General features: G+C 43.8%; 22 protein-coding genes and 2 pseudogenes. 13 read left to right on the top strand and 11 right to left on the bottom strand.

What is annotated here, in order from left to right; genetic code table 11:
- Positions 1 to 2 precede the first annotated feature (2 nt).
- The 3 genes from NEE14_RS04350 to NEE14_RS04340 are packed head-to-tail and all read left to right on the top strand — an operon-like array spanning position 3 to position 2,932.
- Positions 3 to 215 carry a hypothetical protein gene (locus tag NEE14_RS04350; protein WP_251968482.1) on the top strand — a complete coding sequence of 71 codons (213 nt, stop codon included), beginning with the start codon at positions 3 to 5 and terminating at the stop codon, positions 213 to 215.
- Positions 216 to 219: 4 nt separating this feature from the next.
- Positions 220 to 2,424 carry a hypothetical protein gene (locus NEE14_RS04345; RefSeq protein WP_251968481.1) on the top strand — a complete coding sequence of 735 codons (2,205 nt, stop codon included), beginning with the start codon at positions 220 to 222 and terminating at the stop codon, positions 2,422 to 2,424.
- Positions 2,425 to 2,428: 4 nt separating this feature from the next.
- Positions 2,429 to 2,932 (top strand): hypothetical protein, encoded by a 504-nt coding sequence (locus tag NEE14_RS04340; RefSeq protein ID WP_251968480.1) that lies wholly within the window; start codon positions 2,429 to 2,431, stop codon positions 2,930 to 2,932.
- 441 nt (positions 2,933 to 3,373) lie between these two features.
- Here NEE14_RS04340 and NEE14_RS04335 read toward each other — a convergent pair whose 3' ends face one another.
- Positions 3,374 to 3,802: an HU family DNA-binding protein gene (locus tag NEE14_RS04335; RefSeq protein WP_338578793.1), complete on the bottom strand. Its 429-nt coding sequence runs from the start codon at positions 3,800 to 3,802 to the stop codon at positions 3,374 to 3,376.
- A gap of 509 nt (positions 3,803 to 4,311) precedes the next feature.
- Between NEE14_RS04335 and NEE14_RS04330 the strand changes: the two genes are divergently transcribed.
- From NEE14_RS04330 to NEE14_RS04320, 3 genes are read left to right on the top strand one after another with little or no spacing between them, the layout of a single operon-like run.
- Positions 4,312 to 5,193: a hypothetical protein gene (locus NEE14_RS04330; protein WP_338578792.1), complete on the top strand. Its 882-nt coding sequence runs from the start codon at positions 4,312 to 4,314 to the stop codon at positions 5,191 to 5,193.
- Positions 5,194 to 5,466: a hypothetical protein gene (locus NEE14_RS04325; RefSeq protein WP_251968794.1), complete on the top strand. Its 273-nt coding sequence runs from the start codon at positions 5,194 to 5,196 to the stop codon at positions 5,464 to 5,466. It abuts the gene before it with no gap.
- Positions 5,441 to 5,773, top strand: a complete 333-nt coding sequence (locus tag NEE14_RS04320; protein WP_338578791.1) for a hypothetical protein — start codon at positions 5,441 to 5,443, stop codon at positions 5,771 to 5,773. Before NEE14_RS04325 ends, NEE14_RS04320 begins: the two co-directional genes overlap by 26 nt.
- Before the next feature lie 56 nt (positions 5,774 to 5,829).
- Here the strand turns inward: NEE14_RS04320 and NEE14_RS04315 are convergent, their stop codons facing one another.
- The gene (locus tag NEE14_RS04315; RefSeq protein ID WP_338578790.1) at positions 5,830 to 7,272 is read right to left on the bottom strand and encodes an IS4 family transposase; all 1,443 of its coding nucleotides are present in this window, start codon (positions 7,270 to 7,272) and stop codon (positions 5,830 to 5,832) included.
- A gap of 130 nt (positions 7,273 to 7,402) precedes the next feature.
- On the opposite strand from NEE14_RS04315, the gene NEE14_RS04310 reads away from it, so the two are divergent.
- The 7 genes and pseudogenes from NEE14_RS04310 to NEE14_RS04280 all read left to right on the top strand — a co-directional run.
- Complete coding sequence (locus NEE14_RS04310) at positions 7,403 to 8,365, top strand: DUF4373 domain-containing protein (protein WP_338578789.1); 963 nt, start codon at positions 7,403 to 7,405, stop codon at positions 8,363 to 8,365.
- Entirely contained in the window at positions 8,362 to 9,057 is a 696-nt protein-coding gene (locus NEE14_RS04305) for a hypothetical protein (protein WP_338578788.1), read from the top strand. The genes NEE14_RS04310 and NEE14_RS04305 overlap by 4 nt, the downstream gene beginning before the upstream one ends.
- Before the next feature lie 196 nt (positions 9,058 to 9,253).
- Positions 9,254 to 9,727, top strand: a complete 474-nt coding sequence (locus NEE14_RS04300) for a hypothetical protein (protein ID WP_338578787.1) — start codon at positions 9,254 to 9,256, stop codon at positions 9,725 to 9,727.
- A 20-nt stretch (positions 9,728 to 9,747) separates the two neighbouring features.
- On the top strand, positions 9,748 to 9,981 hold the full coding sequence (locus NEE14_RS04295; RefSeq protein ID WP_338578786.1) for a DUF4248 domain-containing protein: 234 nt from the start codon (positions 9,748 to 9,750) through the stop codon (positions 9,979 to 9,981).
- 646 nt (positions 9,982 to 10,627) lie between these two features.
- Complete coding sequence (locus tag NEE14_RS04290) at positions 10,628 to 10,816, top strand: hypothetical protein (protein WP_338578785.1); 189 nt, start codon at positions 10,628 to 10,630, stop codon at positions 10,814 to 10,816.
- Between the two features lie 577 nt (positions 10,817 to 11,393).
- Entirely contained in the window at positions 11,394 to 11,795 is a 402-nt protein-coding gene (locus NEE14_RS04285; protein WP_338578784.1) for a D-Ala-D-Ala carboxypeptidase family metallohydrolase, read from the top strand.
- An 11-nt stretch (positions 11,796 to 11,806) separates the two neighbouring features.
- Positions 11,807 to 11,893: pseudogene (locus NEE14_RS04280) on the top strand (restriction endonuclease); the annotation flags it as partial.
- Positions 11,894 to 12,033: 140 nt separating this feature from the next.
- On the opposite strand, the gene NEE14_RS04275 reads toward NEE14_RS04280, so the two are convergent.
- The 9 genes and pseudogenes from NEE14_RS04275 to lpxA all read right to left on the bottom strand — a co-directional run bounded on the left by NEE14_RS04275 (position 12,034) and on the right by lpxA (position 23,473).
- Complete coding sequence (locus tag NEE14_RS04275; RefSeq protein ID WP_251968519.1) at positions 12,034 to 12,669, bottom strand: uracil-DNA glycosylase family protein; 636 nt, start codon at positions 12,667 to 12,669, stop codon at positions 12,034 to 12,036.
- Between the two features lie 318 nt (positions 12,670 to 12,987).
- On the bottom strand, positions 12,988 to 14,376 hold the full coding sequence (mnmE, locus tag NEE14_RS04270) for a tRNA uridine-5-carboxymethylaminomethyl(34) synthesis GTPase MnmE (RefSeq protein ID WP_251968520.1): 1,389 nt from the start codon (positions 14,374 to 14,376) through the stop codon (positions 12,988 to 12,990).
- Positions 14,377 to 14,391: 15 nt separating this feature from the next.
- A pseudogene (locus NEE14_RS04265) lies at positions 14,392 to 15,513 on the bottom strand (DUF362 domain-containing protein).
- Positions 15,514 to 15,653: 140 nt separating this feature from the next.
- Complete coding sequence (locus tag NEE14_RS04260) at positions 15,654 to 16,676, bottom strand: metallophosphoesterase (protein ID WP_251968521.1); 1,023 nt, start codon at positions 16,674 to 16,676, stop codon at positions 15,654 to 15,656.
- A 14-nt stretch (positions 16,677 to 16,690) separates the two neighbouring features.
- Positions 16,691 to 18,091 carry a hypothetical protein gene (locus NEE14_RS04255; protein ID WP_251968522.1) on the bottom strand — a complete coding sequence of 467 codons (1,401 nt, stop codon included), beginning with the start codon at positions 18,089 to 18,091 and terminating at the stop codon, positions 16,691 to 16,693.
- Positions 18,092 to 18,135: 44 nt separating this feature from the next.
- Entirely contained in the window at positions 18,136 to 20,799 is a 2,664-nt protein-coding gene (locus NEE14_RS04250; RefSeq protein ID WP_251968523.1) for a TonB-dependent receptor, read from the bottom strand.
- A gap of 284 nt (positions 20,800 to 21,083) precedes the next feature.
- Positions 21,084 to 21,992, bottom strand: a complete 909-nt coding sequence (gene miaA / locus NEE14_RS04245; RefSeq protein ID WP_251968551.1) for a tRNA (adenosine(37)-N6)-dimethylallyltransferase MiaA — start codon at positions 21,990 to 21,992, stop codon at positions 21,084 to 21,086.
- A 7-nt stretch (positions 21,993 to 21,999) separates the two neighbouring features.
- Positions 22,000 to 22,563 carry an IS1096 element passenger TnpR family protein gene (locus tag NEE14_RS04240; protein WP_251968524.1) on the bottom strand — a complete coding sequence of 188 codons (564 nt, stop codon included), beginning with the start codon at positions 22,561 to 22,563 and terminating at the stop codon, positions 22,000 to 22,002.
- Positions 22,564 to 22,684: 121 nt separating this feature from the next.
- Positions 22,685 to 23,473: an acyl-ACP--UDP-N-acetylglucosamine O-acyltransferase gene (gene lpxA, locus NEE14_RS04235; RefSeq protein ID WP_251968525.1), complete on the bottom strand. Its 789-nt coding sequence runs from the start codon at positions 23,471 to 23,473 to the stop codon at positions 22,685 to 22,687.
- Positions 23,474 to 23,483 lie beyond the last annotated feature (10 nt).

The raw sequence follows: 23,483 nt of genomic DNA, 5'->3' as shown, positions 1-23,483 counted from the left end.
TAATGACAACAAAAGAACTACTTAAAGAGGTTTTAAAAGACCCTATTCTGAGAGAAAAATATAATATTCCAGAAAGTGTCATTCAGAATGTTACATTTGATAAAGAGTCAGAGTATAAGATTATTGAGATTTTAAAGGAGATTATTCGCCTTAAGACTCAGAATATTCCAGATACACAGGTGTATAAGTCTATTAAGATGAAATTTGATATTTAAAAATATGGCAACAATCATAAATAGATTCGCATTCAAGAACTTCTATAACTATTATGGCGACTATGCTCAAAATAGTTATTACTTTAAAACAGGATTGAACATTATCAATGCTGATAATGGTATGGGTAAATCAAAATGCTTTAATGGCATTCTGTGGATTCTAAGAGATCAAATCTATGATTCGGACACAAGATCTATAAAATCTGCTCGTCTGGAACCATTAAAAATGTTATCAGATAGAGCTAAACTCTGTGAGATCTCACCTGAGTGTGGAGTGATTATAGAGTTTGAAGATGATAGATTTCGATATTCTATTGAGAAAAGAATCAAATTCACAAAGAAAGTGGATGACGCCAGCACAAGTAATCCGGACGACTGGAATATTTCAGAAGCTTTTATCGACATTAATAAAACAGACCTATATACAAACAACTCAACTTGTGTTTATGATATAGAGGAACAAGAAGAAATTATAAAGAATAAGCTCATTAATAGCACTATTCAACCATACGCATTACTGCAAGGTGAAGCTATCGATGAGATTGTTGATTTATCAAATTCTTCTAAATTAACAAATACGATAGAAACTCTTACAGACATAAAAGAATTGAATGTAATAGAAAAATCGTGTACATATTTTAGTAAATTATCACGAACCGACTTAAAGAAAAAACAAGAAACATGTACTGAGAATAGAGCACAGTTTGAAGATTTACAAAAGAAAATAGATGATTTAGAGAAGAAGAAGGATAATATAGAGTTGCAGATTAGCAAATATAAAGAAGAGTTGCAAAAAGCAACAGAAAAAGTAAAGTCTATACAATCACAAATTGCCAACACTGAAGAAAGGGTAAAATATCAGACCTTGTTCAAAAAAATTGAAAAGGAAGAAGATGAATTACATTTGCAAATAGAGAACAAATTAGCAACAATTAATGAGAATATTTTCAGAAGCTACATTCCTTGGATTTTGATAGGAACAGAAGGGAAAGTCGGTATATTCACCGAGATAAAAGAGAAATATAGCGAAGAAAGATTAAAAAGAAAAATAAAAAACAACCCTACTGAATTGATTTCTACGCTGGGTATCCTCCCAGAAGGAAGCCCTGATGATGTTTCATTAGAGAAAATGCTTAAAGAACATATATGCTTTGTGTGTGGTAAACCTTTTGAGGAAGGTGATGATTCTCATAAACATATTCAGATGTTAAGAAACCGTTCTAAATCTCTAAGTTTAGCTTCGGAGAAAAAAGAATCTGATATGCATAATTTCTTTGATAGCATCCATACATCAGTAGCCAAATACATTAATACAGATCATATCTTTGGTTCAATAGCCAAAGAAAGAGTTGCTATTAAAGAATTACAGAATAAACTTAAGAAGAAAGAAGAAGAGAAAGAGGATGCAAAAAGCTCTTTTTTTAATTATGGTGGAAATAAAACATCATTGTTTGGAGAAAGTGATCAGAATCTTTTAAGTTTATATAACAAAGCATTATGGGACATTGAGCACTATAAAAAGTGTATTACAGAAGCCCAAAACCATATAAGTGAAATAGCTAATAATATAAAAAATTATGAAGACAAACTCTCAAATTTGGGGGGAGATAAAGTACCTGCACAATATGCAGAATTAGTCGATGTAATTTCAGACGCTACACAGATTTTCGATAATACTAAGAAGAGAATCTATGACGAAGTTATATCAAACTTAGAAAAGAAGTCTAATGAATATTATAAGCTTCTAACAGAAGGAAACAATGTGCTTGGAGGAACAATGCGTTTTGAAAAGACGTCATACGATGCCATTGAAGTTAAAGTTATAAATGATAAAGGTGATGAGTTATCTGGTGCCTCTGAAGGATTCCAAAGAATGAAAAAGATAGCTGTTGTTATGGCTATCATATCTTCTAAAATAGGAGAGAAAAAATTTAATTATCCGTTTATAGCAGATGCTCCATTCTCTGCATTCGGTAAAAATTTCATTAACAATTTCTTCAAAACTGTGCCAAGCGTGTTTAACCAGAGTATTATCCTTATAAAAGATCTATATGATATAAATGACAAAATATATCTGTCGGATGAAGGACGTAATATATTAGAAAAAATGAAAAATGGTGAGATGGAAGGAACATTCTATGTGAATTTTATAGAAGAGGAATCCGACCCAACAAAATTAGAAACTAAAATTCTTATTTATAAAAAGTAATTATATGAATAGTCATGAATTTCGCCAAGAAATTGAGTCAAGGAAACCAAGATACTTGGCAATTTATCAGTCATTTATAGAAATAATATCAACAAAAGGGTCTAAAAATGGTGGTGACTACATCAAGTTTGGAGCGTATTATCAAACTTATATGTATGCTTTTATGATCGGATATAAAATTGGGCAATGTACTCCTATTGCAGGAGGTGGGGAGACTAAAGATTTTGCACCTATAGTAAATTGGAAACCTATTGACTTGGTAAATTATATCTTAATGCTTATCTTCTCAGAGGATAGAGATAAAATTGGATTTGATTGGATAGAATTAGAAGATATGTCTGATGAAGAATGTAAATCTTCAATTACAACTATTGTCAGGAGAATAGAAGGATATGCGAATACAGGATTTGAATATTTGTACAAACGATTTACTGAAAGTAAAAATGAATTTTCGGATCCTTTTGTGTACACCAATATATTAAGAGAACTATCTAACAAACAGTTATAATTGAAATCAAGCATAATTCTGACAGTAGTAAATTTATGTGATTATGGTTTAAGTGTCTTAGTCTGAAAGTAGTTGACCAAATCAAAATGTTATGAAAGAGTATAAGACACGGAAGAAGGAGCGATGTGATTCGGAAGTGATCCACTTTTATACTGAATTAAGTTATTGTATCGGATATATATCACGAATATTCTCGCTCAGTTTCTCGAAATTCAGGTATCTTTTTCTCGTAAACCAAGCGCACTTAATCAACAGAATGAATGGGATTTTGGGCTTCTTTAACCCTGAAAAGGCCATCCGTTCTGTTGATGAGAAAAGTTCTTTTCATCCGTGAAACAGAAAAACAAACCGGCCTCCCAAAAGCGACTGATAAAACAGCCAGTCTTTTAGGAAGCCGGATTTAGGCACGAACAGTAAAATCAGAAAAGATGGGGGCTTTTGTTACACGCCCCCGCCGCCATCTGCGCCCTCGTCTTTATCGACGGTGAAGCGGGCGAACTTGGCGACATCGCGCATCTCCTGCAAGCGTTTGCCCGGGTGGAACACCACTTTTGGTTTGCGGAGCATGGTCGCAGTGAACTCTTCAGGCGTCGACGCTCCGGAACTGCCCACAGCGATGCGGAAGTTACCCAAATCGCCGAACTGAACGATCTCGCTGTTCTTCAGGTGTGTTACCATGCCCCAGATCACACGGTCTAAGACCGCCTTGATGTCGGCCGACGTCAGCGTACAGGTTTCAGCGATCTCATCGCACAAATCATCGAAATCCACCCGGCGCGTGCTCACTGCCTGGGCATAATACAACTTTGCGCCTTCCAACGCGCCCTTACTCATGTCTTTTCGCTGCACTAAGGTATAAGAAATTGCCATAACTTTATCGGGACAAGTTTTTTACAGGTTCGGCAACCGCGCCTCTTCCTCTCTTGTCACACTACAAAGATACAACACCCGAAAACCGTACTGTTGACGTGTGTCGCCCAATGTCGCTCAGTGTCGCTCAATGTCGCCCAAAAGGATAAAAAAAGTATTTGGGCATTCATTTTTCCGACAGGATTTCTCCCCAATTTCCTGCCTGGCTTTTCCCCAAAAGACGCCGGCTTTTTCTTAAAAGACGCCGGGAAATCATCAAAATACGCCGGATATTTTCTCTTCTTTCTTTACCTTATTTTATTTAATATATAAATAGGTAATTAACCAAATAAACATGAACTAAATAAATCGATATTAGGCTTAAAATACCATAAAACATGAATAAATGACTAATTAATATGCTATTTTATTTGTTAAAAAGAAAAGTATTAATTACATTTGTAATGTTGATTCATGAATAAACAAAGTGATTGTATTAATGTTTTTAGTAACAATTTTAAGTAATAAAGATGAAAACAAATAAAGAAAGCAATGCCTTGGCATTGCAACCTATGGAAAATTTACAGAGTGCCTTGAATCTGTCTGTTACGACAAACGCCGAACTAAAGAAACGGGGTGAAGAAATTTTGAATAGCGTAAATTTGAGCACCAAATCTGACGTGAAAGAAGTTGCGGTTGAGCTGTCTGAATTTGTGCAGGAGTGTAAAGACGAGGTAGTGCGGATGCGTTCGCTCAGAAAGCCTTATACTGATAGGCTACTGGCGTTGCAGAAAAAATTTACGTCGCTTGAGAGTGAGATCGATCCGCTTAAACCGGGCTCGATCGCTCATGCTTGCCAAAGCCGTCTGCGTGAATTACTCCGCCAGGAATGGGAACGGAACAAACAGGTAAAAGAACAGTTGCGAACCAACTACGAACGCCAGCTGAAGCGGATTGACAAACGGAAGGTATCTGACGAGAAGAAAGAAGAAACCCGTTTGAATGCCCGTAAAAAGCTGTTGGAAGAAGAACGTAAGTTGTCTGATATTCAGGTACAAAAACTCCCGGTACCGAACGATCCGTTAGGTTTTATCGAACTCTTCAAATTCTGGTGGGAACAAAAAGGCCAGTATTTGCCCCAGGAAGACATGGAGCGTTTCTTCAAACTCCCGCTCACCTTTGCCCGTCAGCCCAGCGGCAATTCGGAAATTATCAATATCTATGCCGGTTTCCGGACGGAAACCACGTGTCCGATCAATCTGGCGGTGCGCGTCAATACCGGCAAAGATTCGTATGAGTGGCTGGAGCGCCTGATGGAAGACTTGTCATTCTGCGAACGCGAAGCCCTGCTGTATATCACGAAAGGAAAGCGGTTTGAATCGGATTCGTTCATCACGGTACAGGCGAATTAAATGGACGACGAGGTGCGTGACCGGCTTTTGCCCGGTTGTCTGATAGAAACGGCGGCAGCCCGCTGTTTCTTCAACTTAGTGGACGGCGAACGAGGTTCGCGGACTTACCGATACGATTCCAAGCAAAGCGAATTTGGCTACTTTTATGAACCGTGGCAAGAACGATGGGTTGTTTTTGACAACCGCATGGGAGCACTTTTTGTCACCACGTGTAAAACAGTCGATGAAGCGACTAATTTATTAATAGATGGAGAAGAACTTTTCACCCCTTGAACGGGCAATCTATAACCTGACAGGTTTGGAAACCAAGCGCGAATACCGTTTTCACCCCACGCGCGAATGGCGCTTTGACTTTGCCATACCGGCAGTTCACGTAGCCATCGAAGTGGAAGGCGGCGTTTGGAACGGCGGGCGTCATTTCCGTCCGGAAGGTTATTTGCGGGATATGGAAAAGTATAACGAGGCAGCCGCTTGCGGCTGGCTTGTTATACGCACCATTCCGTCCGAATTATTGCGGGTAAAGACGATCCAGCAGATAGTCAGAGCTTGCAGAAAGAAATTGACTACCGTCAGTTTGTAATTATAATCAACTAATAATCAATAATAACTTAAGTTTCGCAAGTAAATTGTAGCTTCTCAGGCGGCTGGCGTCAGCCTGTCGAAAGCCTGCTTTACTGCTTTGATTTGTTTATCGTTTGATATTATTTGTTCAGTCAGAACCATTGCATCACAGTTAAGTACCTCAGCAATGACGTTTATAACTTCTATGATCAGCAGCCAGATCTTTTCTGCTACCGAAAGCTCGACAGAGTTCTTTGAAATTTCGGCAAAGAGTCCTCCGATAGTTTCGTATGACTCATTGCGTTTGACATAACTGAGTATATTGTACTGTAGTACGCACAATGATATGCCTGCAATCTGTCCGGCGAAGTCTCTGCACTGGTTCTTTCCGAGTTTCAGGTTTTGCTTCATCTCTTTGTGAGCCACTTCGATAACCCATCTTCTTGAATAAAGTCTGAAGGCTTCTTTGGCATCAAGTTTAAGATCAGAGGTAAGCAGAGCATTCCAGTTGCCCTTCTTGCCTCTTCTGTAGAAGAACAGACTGACCTTAATGCCGGAGATTTTAGCAGATACGGTTGCTGTGTAGTAACCGATTGAGCGGCTATACTTTACGTTCCTGGATTTCTGGAGAGTCTTGATAAGCTCAGGCACTGTCTTGTTTCCAAGATCTGTCTCATACTTGGTCTTGCCCATCTTTATCATTCCGATAAGGTGGCATCCAAAGTGCCTTGAGACTACGAACTTCAAAAGTTCAGAGCAGGTAAACCAGCTGTCAACAAGAAGATAATCGAAACGTACGCCCTCTATGATTGAGCGTTTGAGCATACTGATGGCCGTCTCAATCTTACTTGCAAAATACTCAGCGCTACGTCTGACAATACGTTCATCCTCCGAGTGTTCCTTGCAATAGCGAGCCTCCGTCTGTTTCTTGGATAAACCCTGTGGCTTATCGCTTCGTTTTCCCTCCTCTCCATGGAGAGAAAAATCAAGAAGAAACTGGGATACACCATCCGTAAAGCAGAGGAACATTGCCTTGAAGCCAAGTATAGGCTTCATTTGGGTATGAGAGAATACCTTGCCAATCTTTTCGGTCTTGAATCCGGTCTTTGGAAGGTCTGTATCATCGATGATGACGCACCTGATGTCCGACTTCAATGTCGTTCTGCGTTTCACACGTGAATACAACTGCCTGAAAACCGAGTAGATTATACGTCGCCAATTGACGTTGCCGTCGTTCATGAAACGATAGAACATATCTTTGTGGCAGACAAACATCCTGCCCAGGGCAGAAGACGAATAGTTGGCAGCATTCTTAATTGAAAAGAACGGGAACAGAACAAGCAGCTGCAACACCTGAAGACAAGTGAATTTGCAATTCGGATTCTTAACTGACCCAATGACTTTGCTTTGTATCCTTATGCTGTTCATAATGGTTGATATGCTGTTTATTGCCTTGCTGGAGTCATTGTTTGCAAAAAACTCTTGGAGTTCACCGATAATATGTCTATTTTTGTTCATGGCTAAAGGGTGCTATATTGTTTGTTTGGCGACATTAATATAGTGATAATCATTGAATTATCAAACTCTTTAGCTTTTTTTATTACATTATTTGAGTTCTTGCGAAACTTGAATAATAAAAAGAAAAAACATGGCACTCTCTATAAAGGGATTACAATATTTCCCTCTCGATGTAAACTTTTTTGAGAACAACAAAATAGCAATTATAATCAGCGATTACGGATTGGAAGCCACCGCAGTGGTTCTTAAACTGTTTTCCCAGATTTACAAATCCGGTTATTATATGGATTGGAACGAAAAGATAGGAAAAATATTCTCTGCCTCTTTCCACACTAAATATTCGTATGCAACCATAATGAATCTGGTCAATTCGTTGGTAGAAGAAGATATTTTCAATAAAAAAATGTATGAAGAGTATCACATTTTGACGTCTGAAAAAATTCAAAATTGCTACTTCTCAGCCACTGTTCGGCGGAAAAAACAGAAAATCTCGAATCCTGAATATTTGTTAATTGCAGACATGATATCGAGTTCAACTACCCCAAAAGAGCATTTGAACGACAATTCTGTCGACAAAAATCCAAAAATTGCATGCAATTTTCAACAAAGTAAAGTAGATAAAAGTAAAGTAGATAAAAGTAAAGGAAAGGAAAGTATAAATAATCACACACACATCGCGCGCGAGAGCGAAAAAATTCGATCACTAAAAGCCGAATGGGATCAGTGGAAGATGGAAATGCTGAATGATGAAGATTGGTGCGCTACACTGGTTCGATATAGCGGAAAAGGTATTTTGATACTCAATAACGCTTATCAAATTATGAAATGCTTCGATGATTACGTTATTTTGCGATCCAGCGAAAATACTATTCAGACAAAAAAAGATTACCAGTCCGGACTTTTTGGCTGGTGGCGATATAACAATTGGGAAACCGATTTGCAAATCCTGACCGGCGCAAAAGCTGCTATGATAGAAAACAAATGTTCCGCGCCGCGAACAACACAAAAAACATCCAAAATAGAAGAAGCGATGGCTGTTGCCGAACGTGCTTCTGAAATGGCTTATCAATTAATGCAACAAAACCCGTTATGAATTTAGATATATTTACCAACAAGATGCGGATGGCGTTTCAAACGCCCCGCATTACTGATATTATGCCCAAAGATCTAACAGACTTTGCAAGTGCTCAGATTATACAATGTTACATCATAGTCGGTTACCTGACCTACGATGAAAAGGATATTAGTGTATTGGCAGCTAAACTTTGTTCGGATTTAAGAGAATCATATCCGTATTTGCATCGTGGCGAAATCGTTATCTGTTTCGAACTGGGCGCCAAAGGCGAGTACGGCGATTATACAGGCGTCAATCTGCGCACATTTTGCAAATGGCTGAAAGCCTACAAAACCAGCGACTTGCGTTATCAGATGATCAAGCAGATGGAGCAGGAAAAAGAAGTCAAAGCCTTGCCGGCGGTGAGCCGCGAATACAACGAGCAGAGCATGAACCGACTGATCATCAAGCGGTTTCACGAATACAAGAGCCGCCCGGACTTGGAAATCCCATTTGCCAGCATCTTGTATCAAGAACTGCAAAGCCGCGGTTTTATCCGCAACAGCCTGGAAGAAAAGCTCAGCGCGATGGCGCAGTTTTCCCGTTGGCGGCCACAAAACAACCTGCACGTCAGCGAAGATTACCGCCAGGCTATGATCAAACTCAAAGCCCAGGAATGGCTGTTGAAACAATATTTCAATTCATTGGTGCGCTTGCCGTTTGAAAGATAAGTCGGGAGCTGGTGCGGAGATAGTTTATGGAGCGGTTTATGTAGTTATGCTTGCTTTCTTTGGCTTTATCGCATGAATGATATTCTTTTCCCCCTTTTGGGCGACACTGGGCGACATTGAGCGACACTGGGCGACACACGTCAACATTACCGAAATCCTGTATTATATCTTTGATGTAAACTTTAAAACAAACGATATGAGACAGCATGTGATTTCCATTTGGATGTGTGCATTGGCACTGACGGCGTGTGAAGCCAGTAAAGAAAGCGTAGTAAACCAACAGAAGGCGGATTGGGGGCAACAGTCTTTCCGCGAGACCTTGCAAACGCAGGTCGTCCCGATGAGCGAGGCGAATCTGGCAATCCCGGTAGCCGAATTGAACGACTTGCCACCCATAGCCGCCTTTCACCAGAGCAGCGGACAAGCCCATGTTTCGGTCCGACTGGTGCACGACACCCTGTTTGTCGAATCCCGTTGCGACAGCCTGATGCAATTGGTGTACCAGTACGAGAACCAGATCAACCAATGGCAGCAGGAACGGCAAAACGAGATGGTGCACCAGGAACGGGATGTCGGTTGGAAAGGGCCGATAATCGGAATCATCTTCATGATCGGGCTTCTCATATTGCTTGGTTGGATTTGGATAAAAAACAAGTCACCAGGCAGGTAATCTATCAGAAGAATTGTTTAATGAATAAAGATTATATTGTGTATATGAAAACACAAGCACTATGCACAAAAGAATTAGCTACGATGTACTTTGCGAACTGTTCGCCAAGGTCAGCCACAACGCAGCTAAGGCGTTGGATCAGACGAAATGAACCCCTGAAAAACGAATTGGCTGAAACCGGATACAAAGAAGGGCAACGGGTGTTTACCCCGCGCCAGGTAGAATTAGTTTTTCGTTATTTTGGGGAACCGTAAATCAATTGACAATTGACAATTGAGAATTGGCAATTAATTTGGCACAGAATTCACGGATAACACGGAAATTATAATTATCCGTTGAGTTTGGAAAATGGCTGTAGAGGCGCAAAACAATTGAGAGTTGAAAATTGAAAATGGAAAATGACTGTAGAGGCGTAGCGCTGCTGCGCCTCAAACCGGAATTTCGTAATAAAATGGCAATCAATAAAATAACAAACAATTATATGATGTTTTTCGCCATTTTATCCCATGGCATTGGGCTGAGGCGCAGCAACGCTACGCCTCTACAGTCGCAAGGTCGGTTTTTATGGATAAAATTGTCCATATTCTATAATTTTCAATTATCCATCATCAATTATCAATTGGACCGACCGGCCTCATCTCAATAGAAGAAGGACCGGCCTAACGGAGGAGGCGTGAAGCGGCTGACCGAGCGGAGCGTCAAAAAATCTCGGCTGTTTGAGCCGAAGGCGAGTTTTCCGAGATTTTAGCGCAGCGACCGAAGCCGTAGCCTCCGCAGTGTGAGCCTTGACTTCTTTGGTTCTTTCTGGGTCAAGCCAGAAAGAACGTACACGTTGGGTCAAGCCAGAAAGAACATACACGAATAAGATTACAATTACGAATCAAAAAAAGAAAAAACGATATGAAACTACAATTAATCATTGCCACCCTGCTGTGCCTATCCGGAATAACCCTGTTATTCTTAGGCTTTTGGATTCCGCCGCAAGGAGAAATTGATCCATCGGTATTAGTTGCCTTTGGCGAGACATCCACCTTTGCAGGCGCTTTATTCGGGGTGGACTATAGATATAGGCGGAAAATTGAGAATTGAAAACTTCTAAAATTGAAAATTGAAAATTGACAATTAATTAGGCACGGACTTCATCAATTGAAAATTGAGAATTGAAAATTGAAAATGACAGTAGAGGCGTAGCGCTGCTGCGCCTCATACCAAACGCCACAGGAAAAAACAGGCGAAAAACATAATAATATTATTCGTTATTATATTGATCGCCATTCGGTTGTGCAATGCCGTTTTGAGGCGCAGCAACGCTACGCCTCTACCGTCGCAAGGTCGGTTTTTATGGATAAAATTGTCCATATCCTATAATTCTCCATTATCAATTATCAATTGTCAATTGGATCGGTCTCATCTCAATAGAAGAAGGACCGGCCTCGTTCTGGTGAGCGTTAAGCGTAGGAACGAAGTGGAGCGGCCGGAGCGTCGCTGTTTGAGCCGAAGGCGAGTTTGCGGCGCGCACAGCGTAACGAAGTGACGGAGTAGCTCAGCAGACGCAGCCTTGACTTCTTTGGTTCTTTCTGGGTCAAGCCAGAAAGAACATACACGTTGACATCAAGCCAAAAGTACAATACGATCTTAAAAATAAAAATCAAACATTTATACCCATATGAAACTATCCAAAAATTTTACGTTGGACGAATTTACCCATAGCCAAATGGCTATCGAACGGGGAATATTGAATGAACCCGACGCCGAACAGCGCGAGGCCATCGGGCAGTTAGTAGATCATTTGTTGCAGCCACTCCGGGAACGAATAGGCGAAGCCATTGCCATTACCAGCGGTTTTCGGAATCAGGAAGTAAACCGCCTGGTGGGCGGTGTTCCCACAAGCCAGCATACAAAAGGCGAGGCCGCCGATTGTTACTGTGCATCCGGTCCGGAACAGTTGTTGCAAGTCTTACTTGAGAGCGGCTTGCCATTCGATCAGGCGATTGTCTATCGGCGGAAACGATTTCTGCATCTTTCGTATCGGCAAGGACGGTGCCGGAAGATGGTGTTGTATAAATAGGGGAGAAATAGCAAGCAAAACGATATGCATTAGGCAATAATGTTAGACGTAATGAGGTGCAGAGCTTTGTAGGATCTGTTGCAGGGACTCCATGGAAGATGATAAATGACAACATATATTGCTCTTTTAATTTTTGTAGTTTAATGTGACATGCTGATTCTGTATGTCACATTAAACGCTCAATAGTTGAAATCTCCAAGTCATGGAGAATATGCGCAAAGCTTTTGTTTCATTCGAATTAGGCGGGGATTAAATCGTTAAGAATCTTTTTCATGTAATCTAAATACCTGAGAAAATTTCCGTTATAGAATTCTTTACGTATGCTTGGTTGGTGTGGAAATGGGAAAATAGGACGATGTAGGATATTCTGAATGGGGGAATTATAATGAAATCCACAGTCGTTATAATTCCAATAGTCATGAACTTTTTCATTTGAGTTAGTAAGAAGCTTTAGAACAGGCTCTCCAAGTGTTATTATTGGACATTCTTCAAAGTCAGATAATTCAGATTCTAATAATTTAAGATTAGGTTCCAAATGACGCTTTAATACATCCAGATTATCTGCGGGTGGAAATGTATAGAAGTATTTATAAATATTCGTAGCATATATATTGTCTAAAGACAAATCAAGTCCAGCACAAATTTTTTCAATATATTTTCTTAATGGACTTTTATTATTATCGAGATTGAGTGCATACTGAATTTTACTACGTTGTTTTATATTTCTGATTGTAGGATCTTGCCCAAGAATAATCAGCTTAATTGTTTTCTTACCGCAGAAGGGTGGAATCGGAGCGAGTGAATAATCAATCAAATTTGATGATTCTTGAGGTAAACTATCACGTATAGCTATAACTTTTTCTATAATATCCATGGCCATTTTGATAAATGAAACTTTTTAATTCCCGAAATTAGAAAAACAAAGTATTAATTGAAATGTAAGTCAATAAAATACTAGAGAATTTCCGTATTTTCATTTGCTGAACAGAGGGAAAATAAAATTAATTCTTTTCCCTTTATTCGGCTTAATTTTAATTAACGTATATATGAATATGGGAGTAAGGTAAAACTATTGAGAGAGTACACAAGATGCACAAAAAATGGCGAAAAAGGATTAGCAACAATTATCAACGATACTTGAGCAACAAAAAAGGCGCCCGTAAAGAGCGCCATATACCATATACATTGTGCATTATTTCCCCACACAAAAGTGCTTGAAAATATTCCCCAATACTTCATCGGTTGTGACTTCACCAACGATGTCTGACAGATGGAAGATGCATTCTCGGAGATCTTGAGAGATGAAGTCTCCTGACAGGTCGTTATTTAATCCTTCCTGCACGCGGTGAATTGCCTCTAAGGCATGACTGAGGGCTTCGTAATGCCGGACATTGCTCACTATGACGTCGTTTTGCGACAGCGAAGGGATTTGAGCGGATTCGACCAGCAGGTCCTGGAGCTTGTTGATGCCTTTTTTCTGTTTGGCCGAGATGGAAATGACCCGCGTTTGTTGGGGAAATCCGGCAAGACTGGGTGTCGGATTTTCTTCTGCAAGATCCGATTTATTGAATACCAGTATGAGCTGTTTGTCCTGGCACAGGGGCAGGATTTTGCCCGACAACTGGGCGATCTGCTGGTTTGCCTCCGACTGGTCGATTACCCACAAGACGATGTCTGCCTGCTCGAGTTTCTGGAAGGTCCGTTCGATGCCTAAGCTCTCGATGGTATCGTGCGTCTCGCGTATGCCGGCGGTGTCGATAAAACGGAACTGCTGGCCGTTGATGTACATCGTGTCTTCGATCACGTCGCGTGTTGTTCCGTGGATGTCACTGACGATGGCCTTCTCTTCATTCAGCAGGGCGTTCAGCAGGGTTGATTTTCCGGCATTGGTTTCTCCGATGATGGCCACCGGGATGCCGTTTTTGATGGCATTGCCCACCTTGAACGAGCGGACAAGGCGTGAGATGACCTTTTCGATTTGTTCGGCCAGTTCTTTCAGTTCACTCCGGTCGGCAAACTCCAGTTCTTCGTGGTCGGCAAAATCGAGTTCCAGTTCCATCAGCGATGTGATGTGCAGAAGCTTGGTGCGCAGATCTTTCAGTTCCTGGCTGAAGCCGCCGCGCATCTGGCTCAGGGCGAGCCGGTGTTGGCCGGCCGAAGTGGAGGCAATCAGATCGGCCACCGCCTCGGCCTGGCTTAAATCCATTTTCCCATTCATGAATGCCCGTTGAGTAAATTCTCCAGCCCGGGCAAGCCGGCAGCCGGTGGCTATCAGCAGTTGCAGTATCCGCTGCTGGATGTAGATGGAGCCATGGCAGGTGATTTCGACTGTGTCTTCGCCGGTGAATGAATGCGGGGCACGGAAGAGCGCCATCATGACATCGTCGACTGCCTCGCCATGCTCTACGATGGTTCCGTAGGTGAGCGAATAGGCGGGTTGCGTGGCGAGCGATTTTCCGGCCTTCCGGGGTTGGAAAATGCGGTCGCAAAGCGGAATGGCTTCTTCTCCGGATACGCGGATAACGGCAATGCCTCCCACGCCGGGAGCCGTCGAGATGGCACAGATGGTTTCGTTTGTCATGTCGGGAATATTTTATTACACGGTTATCAATTCATATGCCTGGGTTCCGATACCGATTTTCTCGGCATGCTCCAGACCAGCCTGCCAGTTTGTATCCGGGTGAATGATGTGGAACTTGTCGGCTCCTTCGAGATGTTCGTGCGGATGTTTCTTCGACAGGCAGTTGTCGGTCTGCAACGTAGGTGCGTTGATGACCATGTCGGCACAGGCCTTGTCGAGGGCAACCGGGTCGAACGAAGCAGCGATACCCAGGTCGGGCACGATGGCGGCGTCGTTGTGGTTTCAGCAGTCGCATTCGGGTGATACATTCATGATAAAGCTGACATGGAAGTTCGGCTTGTCGAACAATACGGCTTTCGTATATTCAGCAATCTTGCAATTCAGGTTTTCGGAAGTATCCCATGAAGCCAGCACGGCACCGTCGTATTGGCAGAGAGCCACACACTGTCCGCAACCGACGCATTTCGTATAATCGATCACGGCTTTGTGCGTTTCGTCGAGGTGGATGGCATCATGGCGGCAGTGTTTCACGCACATGTTACAGCCTTTGCAGTGATCGCGGTCGATTTTAGGCTGTGAAGCACCGTGGAGTTCCAACTTTCCGGCCACGCTGGCACAACCCATTCCCAAGTTCTTCAGGGCACCGCCGAATCCGGTCTGTTCGTGTCCTTTGAAATGGTTCATCGTGATGATGATGTCGGCATCGGCAATGGCAGCACCAATTTTAGGAGCCTTGCAGTATTCGCCGTCGATTTCGATCTCGCGGCATTCAGTACCTTTCAGTCCGTCGGCGATGATCACGTCACATTGGGCAGAAATGGGGTTGAATCCGTTTTCCATCGCGCTCTTCAGGTGATCTACAGCGTTGGCACGGCGGCCTGAGTACAAGGTATTACAATCTGTCAAGAATGGTTTTCCTCCCAGTTCGCGTATGATGTTCGCCATACGGGCAGCATAATTGGGGCGGATATAAGCCAGGTTACCCGGTTCGCCAAAATGAATCTTAATCGCTACAAATTGTTTCTGAAAATCGATGCCAGCAATACCGGCACGTTTGACAACACGTTCCATTTTATCAAGCAGGTTGCTGGACGGTGTTGTTCTCAGATTGGTAAAATAAACTTTTGAAGGTTCCATATCTCTTATTGGTTTTGGTGGCAAAGGTAATAAATTTTCGGGTATGTTGCTTCCGTTCGTTGGCTTAGATTCGGACGGGAAAAGGAGGGTGGTGGGGAAGATGCAAAGAGGCAGCCTGTTAGCCGCCTCTTTGTGTTGATTTATTTCTTCAGACTATACTGGTAAAGGATTTTCCCTTTGCTGTTATAGAGGAAGAATGTCAGTTCGTTGTCGTTGACGGAGAAGAGAGTGAAACCTGCCTCCGGACTGCAGAACTGGGTGCCTTCGGTCTGATTGACCTTGCGTGCCAGCGAACCGGAACTGTTGACCAGGTATTCTACCTGACTGCCGGCCGGCTTGATGTGCTGGAAATTGTGGATGTGTCCGCAAAGGTACATATCGACACCATACTTGTCGAGTATGGGTTTGACGCGTTCCTGCATGTCCTTGCGTTCGGTATCCGACTTGCTTGTATCGGCGAAGATCGGGTGATGACCGACAACCAGTTTCCATTTGGCTTTGGATGCTGACAGGGCTTTGTCTAACCACTTGAGCTGTTCTTCTATGTTTTGCTTGCCGGCATCCGGATATTTCTCGGTATTCTTACGATATTTGTCGATGAGCGGCGGTGTATCGATGAAGAATATCTCTAATGCCTCGTTTTCTCCCGCTTCAAATACTTTGCTGTAGTAGCGGGCCGGGGCAATCCAGCGGCGGCTTACCTTGCTGTAATCCTGTACGGCCTGTGTGTTGCCGCGGTACTCGTGGTTGCCGTTGATGGCAAACCAGTCGAGCATCAGTTCCGGATGGCTGTAAACCAGCTCGTAGTTGGTCATCCAAAGCGGATCTTGTGTGCTGGCCACTCCGTTGAAGTGGTGTGTATCGCCGGCTGCCACGATAAATTCCAAGTCTATTTTCTCGGCTAAGTTACCCATCAGTTCGGCAATCGGCTTCTGTTCGTAGTATCCGTTGCGTCCCAGGTCACTGACCAGATAGAAGTTGAGATTGTCTTCCGGGATGTTCGGCACATCAAAAGATGCGTTGCCGGGCAGAAGGGTAGCGGCTTTATCCGCCTTGTCTGAAAGTTTTTCCTCTTTCCGCTCCATCGAGCCCTGGGAACAGCTTCCCAAGGCAGTCGTGGCGAAAAGAGCAGTCAATGCTTGTAAATATGTTCTTCTGTTCATTTTTTCCGATTTGTTTAATTAGCGCCGAAAGCACCGAATTGAGCCTGTACGGCCGGAGATGTATAATTCTTTCCATTTACATTCAATCCGCTGGTGCCGAATAAAGGAGTAGCAAACGCGTCACTGCCGCTATAAGCCCCTGTTAAGACCGGAGAACCGGCATTGACATGGAAATCCCAAGCTGAATCATAGGTGTAGCTGGTCAGAGCCACCTCGTTGATATCGAAGTTCACGAACTGCGGGTCTTTTGAATCAGTTTCGGTAGCGATCACACTGTTTGCATCGACTACACCTTGGTTATAATTTTCGTGTTCGTAGTTATAACCGGCCCAGGCATATGCTACACCGCTTTCTTCTTCAAAGGTGATGTCGCTCTTCTGGCTGCCTGATGCATAGTAGTTATAATCGATCACAGAAGCATCGGCATATCCTTCTTCCGGATCATTGGGAATGTCGAAGCTAGGAGTCATGGCACGGAACTTACAGTTGACGATCAGGTTGTTGAATACATTGGCCAACGCATTCTTCTCAACGTAGATGCAACCGCCTTTTTCGCCGTCACGACGCCAGCCGGCATTGATGATGGTATTGTTGTAGGCCTGGATTTTAGCCTGACCACGGTTTTCGCTCTGGCCGGAGCTGGAGAGTTTCAGTCCATTGGTGTTCGGGCTGAACATGATGTTGTTGGCAACGTCTGCCTGGCAGCCTGCTTTTACGTTAACGGCTTCGGCACCGTCGTATCCGTTTGCGGCGAAGGTATTATTGGCGATGATGGCCTGTCCGCCCATCAGATAAATTCCATCCGACCAGCCATTGCGGATGATGGAGTTGGTGATGACATATTTGCCGTTGATGTTGTTGGTCGTAATCTGAGGATATGCATCATCACCTGCGGTATAAATGCCATTGGTAGCTGCCGGAGAACCTTCGATGACCTGTCCGCCCGTGTATTCGATGATTGTATGGTCGATCAGCATTTCGGCGCACGTGTTGGATGCCACGATACCGCCCCATAAACCGGCAAAGGTATTGGCTTCGGTACGGTCTTCTTCAGCCACAGTCAGGCGGATCGGGTTTTCGGCTGTACCTTCGCAATACAGGTTACCGTCGACGGTGAATTCGATAGGAGCATGGTTGGCGCCCACGCCGGCATCGTCGAAGATCACTTGTACACCTTCTTGAATGGTCAGGCTTTCACCTTCGGGAACGACGATGTGCCCAGACACTTTTATAACGCTGTTGGCTTCCCATACACCTGATACGTCCCCTTCTACGGTTTCTTCTGTGGGTGTTTCAGTATCTGGCGTTTCTGTATCCGGCTTGTTATTGTCCGGATTTACTGGATCATCTTCACTACAAGCTGCTAAAGTCATTGAAGCGATAGCTGCACTAATCAAATAAGCATTCCATTTCATAATGTTGGATCAATTTGTTTGTTGTTAATATCTTTCTTTTGTTTTTAAAGTTTGTATCTGATTCCGATCATGAATGACTGTCCGTGCCATTCTTTCCGTTCGATGACGTTTCCGTCGTGTCGTTCCGACTGGACGCTCTCTGTATGCGGACCGTTCTGGATGAAGCGCAACAGAGGAATATCCAACAGATTGGAAGCTTTGGCAAAGATGCTGATGCCATTCTTGAAGCTTTTTTCTACGGAAGCGTCGAGCTGTGAGTAGCCGGCTTCCCAGATGTCGTCGTTATACCAGTTGGATATATCGCTGAGTCGTTTTCCGGTGTAGCTGAAGGCTAACTGGCCTTCCCACTGGTATTTGGTCTCTTTGAACAGGAGTGACAGATTCGCCACATGAGCTGCCTGGCCGAACAAGGGGCGGCTCTGCAGGACTGAGGTTACTTCTGATCCGTCCATCAGCCGTTTGTCTGTCGTGACTTTCGAGTGTGTATAAGTATAGTTGGCTTTTATGCCGAACCAGTTGAAGTACTTCATGATGTCGATTTCTGCACCGAGGTTGGTCGCATTACCGAAGTTCATCGGTTTGTAGTAAGTATCCTGACCTTCGTTCAGCAGACCATATTCGATCGGGTTGTTTAATTTCTTATAGAACAAACCAACCATAAACTGTTCGGATGATTTGGGGAAGAACTCATAACGCAGGTCGATGTTGTCGGCCACCGTATGTTTCAAGTCCGGATTTCCCTTTTCCTTATAGTCTTCGTTGATGATGCTGTATGGGACAATCTCGAAGAAGCTCGGGCGGTTGATGGAGCGAGCGTACGAGAAACGCAGGTTGGCGTTTTTATGCACGTTGTATTTGGCATGGAAGCTGGGCAACACGTCGGTATATTTCTGGTTGCCTTCCGGATCAACGTCGCGGGCGAATTTCAGGACATAACCTTGGTCGGTATGTTCTACACGTACGCCGCCGATGAATTCCCACTTGTTCCAGGTGTATTTTACCATACCATAGCCGGCGCCGATCTTTTCCGTAGCATCATAATTCAGCGGATCTCCGATATTACCGTATTTGCGCGGAGTAAACTGGATCTCGTCGAAGTTATACCAGTCCTGGTTGATGTATTGCGGATCTTTGGAACCGGTGGCCGAATCGAAAGTATATTCGTTGAAGAAACTGTCGCGCTTTTTATCGCGGTACATACCACCGGCCGAGAAGTCGAAGGAAGAACCGTTGTCGAGCTTCAGCTTATAAGACAGATCTACATATCCGGCTTTGTCTTTGTCGGAGTTGTGCTCCCAGCGACGGATCGCCGCTCCCGAAGTCTGGACGTGCGAACCCTGCATATATATTTCAGCATTATCGGGTGTCTCGCTATAGGCTTTTGAGATGACGGCCGACCAGTTCAGTTTGAGGATGCCGTCTTCGAGGAAGAGATGTTCGCCTTTCAGGGTCGAGTTGATGATGTACTGCCGATTCCATTTCATGCGGATGGCCCGTTCTTTCTCGTCTTCCCCGTCGCGGACTTCGGCTTCCCTCATATCCATATAGCCGTTGTACCAGGTGAGTTTATTGTTGGGATTGATATGATAGTCGAATTTGGCGTGTGCTCCGATACGCGTCTGCTGGGATGAATAGTTACGGTCTTCGATGCCGTTGTGTGTCGTTCCCGGTTGATAATAAATCTGGCTTTCCTTTCCACGGTAGGTGTTGAGATAGCTGGCTGCCAGCATTACTCCCAATTTATTCTCGAAGAAACGGTCGCCGTAAGAAAATCCGCCGGTGATGTCGGGCATCGGCTTTTTCCACTTCATGTGCAGGTTGGAAGTCGTGAAATCGCTCATCGAGACTTTATAGTCTTCCGGTTTTCCCATGGCTTCATACGGAGACTGCTTCTGGATGGCTCCGTAGTTGAACGACTGGAAGTCGCGGCCGAAATACATCGCATTATATCCTGTAGAAAGATTGGCTGTGAGCTGACGTTCGGTTGGCGCATCTTTCATAATCAGATTGACAGCTCCTCCGATGCCATCACCTTCCATATTGGCTGTCAGTGATTTGGTTACTTCCAGCCGGTCGAGCATTTCGGAAGGGAAAATATCCAGCGGGACAAAGCGGTTCTTATTGTCGGGGCTCGGAATCTTCACTCCGTTGATCAGCGTATAATTATAGCGTTTATCCATACCGCGCAAGATGGCATACTGGCCTTCGCCACTGCTGTTACGCTCGATCGTGACACCCGACATACGCTGAATCACATTAGCCACCGTGATATCGGGAGACAACTCGATAGCCTTGGCACTCATGACGTTCACCACGTTCATGGCTTGTTTCTCGATGCCGCGGGCTCCGGCTTCGGTGCGTCCCGGATTGTGGGCGATTACTGTAACATCACTTAAAACTTGCGTATCCGAATCGAGATTGAATAAAATAGGATCGGAAGTAGAGGCGTTTACTACCTTTTCGGTCGTTTTGTAACTGATGTAACTACATACAATCGTTACGTTTTTGGTTTCAGGCACATTATCAATGGTGAATGAGCCGTCTAATCCCGTTGTGGAACCGATGTTCGGATATTCTTTGATAAAAATCGTTGCTCCAATGAGTTCTTCTCCTGTTTTGGCGTCTTTTACAATTCCCTTGTATACTGAGGCGCCAGCTTCTGTGATTGATAAAATAACGAATGCGAATGTAACAATAAGCGGTTTCATTGTTCTTGTTTAGTTTTCTGCGGCAAAAGTACTGTGTCGGTGTAACGCTTTATTTTCAAATCCGCTACAAAGCCGTTTCCAGACTGTTACAATCGCATTACAGGTGATGATGTTTGTGCATCCAGACAGAAATGAAAGGCATAAAATGAAGTATCCGGTTAAGTCTGCCTTTGAAACTCGTGAGAATCAGAAATGAAACTCACGAGAATGAAAATTGATCTTCGTTGGTTTTGCCGGTTCTGATAAGGAGAGTCGTAATAGTAATTACTGAATCCGACTGCTGCTTATTGGGCTTGAGAGAGCTGCTGGTCGATAAATTGCATGATTTCTGTTTCCTGATCCGGATGGAACCAGGTGATATCCGGATTCCGTTTGAACCAGGTCATTTGCTTGCGGGCATAAACCCGGCTGTTGCGTTTGATCTTCTCGATGGCGAAGTCGAGTGTCCATTCGCCGTCAAAGTATTGGAAGAGTTCTTTGTAGCCGACAGTATTCAGTGAGTTGAGATGGCGGAAAGGATAAACCCGGCGGGCTTCTTCCAATAATCCGTCGGCCATCATCTGGTCGACCCGTCGGTTGATGCGTTCACACAATTCTTCGCGGTCACGTGTCAATCCGATTTGTATGATGCGGAACGGGCGTTCTTTGTGCTGACGCGTGCGGAAGGAAGAGTAGGGCAGTCCGGTCTGCCGGCAAATCTCTATTGCATGGATAACCCGTTTGTAGTTGTTGCGGTCTACTTCCTCATAATGGACCGGATCAGCCGCTTTCAGCTCTTCCAGCAGAGGCGCCAGTCCGTTGTTGGCATAATCATTCCAAACCGCTTCCCGGATTTCTGGAAGCACGGTCGGTATGTCGTCAATACCTTTCACGACGGCATCGATATACATCATGCTGCCTCCCGTCATAACTGCGACCGGATGCGTCTGAAAAAGCTGGTTGAGTAAGGATAAGACATCTTCTTCGAACTGGCTGGCACTGTAATAGTCGGTGAGTGCAAGCGTACCAACCAGATAATGTTTGACGCGCGCCATCTGGGCAGCCGTTGGAGCTGCCGTACCAATGGGCAGGTCTTTATAGAGCTGGCGGGAGTCGGACGAGATAATCGGCGAGCCGAAATGTTCGGCCACCCGAAGGCTCAGCTCCGTCTTTCCGACTCCTGTCGGCCCCAAGAGGATGATCAGGGAATTCATAGACGAATCAGTATCTGTCGTCGTCATACGGATTATCTATTATGCTGTCATCCAGACCTTCAAATCCGTTTCTGTCGAGTTCGTCCATGTCATATTCTGAATCTCCGTAAAAGTCTTCGCCAACGTCGGTCGATGCGTTCATCTTGTTGTCGAACTCGTCGATCGGCATGATCTGTACTGGAGGTTCACCTTTTGATTTGGTACAAACAGCTTCTTTCAGGTGTTTGTTCGGAATTATTTCTCTCAGTTCCATGAAAAAGGCTCTGTCTGTCATGTAATCGAATACATACAGCAGTTTCTGGTGTTCTTCTTCAAGCAACTCGTCCAGATGTGTATCTTCCATTATATAATTATCTACATCTGAAGATGTATCCATTTCAACCAGGGTTACTTCTGTCTTTTTGCTCCAGTCGTCTTCACATACAAAGAAGGAAGCCATCTGGTCTTTGGTATAACCCACCGAATCTAAAATGGCATTATGTAAATCCAGAAATGTAGCTTCTGAATCAATCTGAATCTCACGTTTGAAGTCATCCACCTCATCTGATAAAAGTAGGAATCTAAATACCATAGTTGTTTTGTTTTTATATTGGCTCAAAGGTAGTAAAAATTTAAAAGATTCGCATATATCGCAAATAAAAAAGTCCAGCTCGACAGGGCAGGACTTTTAACTCAGCTATTTATGTGTTTGATTACATTTCATCGATGGATCCTCTGACGATACCTCGTTTCGACGATTTGATAAAGTTGAGAATCAGATCGCGTTCAACACTGGGTTCGTATTCGGTCTCTATCGCTTTCAGTGCATCCGAATTGTTCAATCCGCGCGTATAGAGTGTACGATAGATATCCTGAATCAGATATACTTGCTGGTTCGTGAAACCTCTGCGGCGAAGTCCCACTATATTGATACCGCAATAGACAATCGGGTCACGGCCGATCAGTGTATAAGGCGGAATATCTTTTCCTATGCGTGAACCTCCCTGAATCATGACATGCTTTGAGATACGGGAAAACTGGTGAACCAAGGTTCCGCCACTGACGATGGCATAATCATCAATATCCACTTCGCCCGCAATCTGCGATGCATTGCCGATGATGACGTGATCTCTGACAACACAGTCGTGGGCAACATGCGAATAGGCCATGATCAGACAGTCATTTCCGACGATTGTCTTTCCCTTCGAAGCCGTTCCGCGGTTCACGGTTACACATTCACGAATAGTCGTGTTGTTTCCGATCTCGGCGGTGGTGATTTCTCCTCTGAACTTTAAGTCCTGAGGTATTCCGGCTATGACAGCTCCCGGAAAAATCTGGCAGTTATTGCCGATGCGTGCGCCATTGAGAATTACGGCATGCGGGAATATATGACAATTGTCTCCGATGACAACATCTTTCTCTATCACGGCAAAAGGATCAATCTGGACATTCTCGCCAATTGTCGCTCCGGGATCAACTACTGCTAATGGTGAAATATTCATCTTGTACTAT

It is taken from the genome of Parabacteroides sp. AD58 (assembly GCF_023744375.2).
Classification (GTDB): domain Bacteria; phylum Bacteroidota; class Bacteroidia; order Bacteroidales; family Tannerellaceae; genus Parabacteroides; species Parabacteroides absconsus.
The sequence above is the reverse complement of the archived record's forward strand: the minus strand, read 5'-3'. Positions and strand labels throughout refer to the sequence as shown.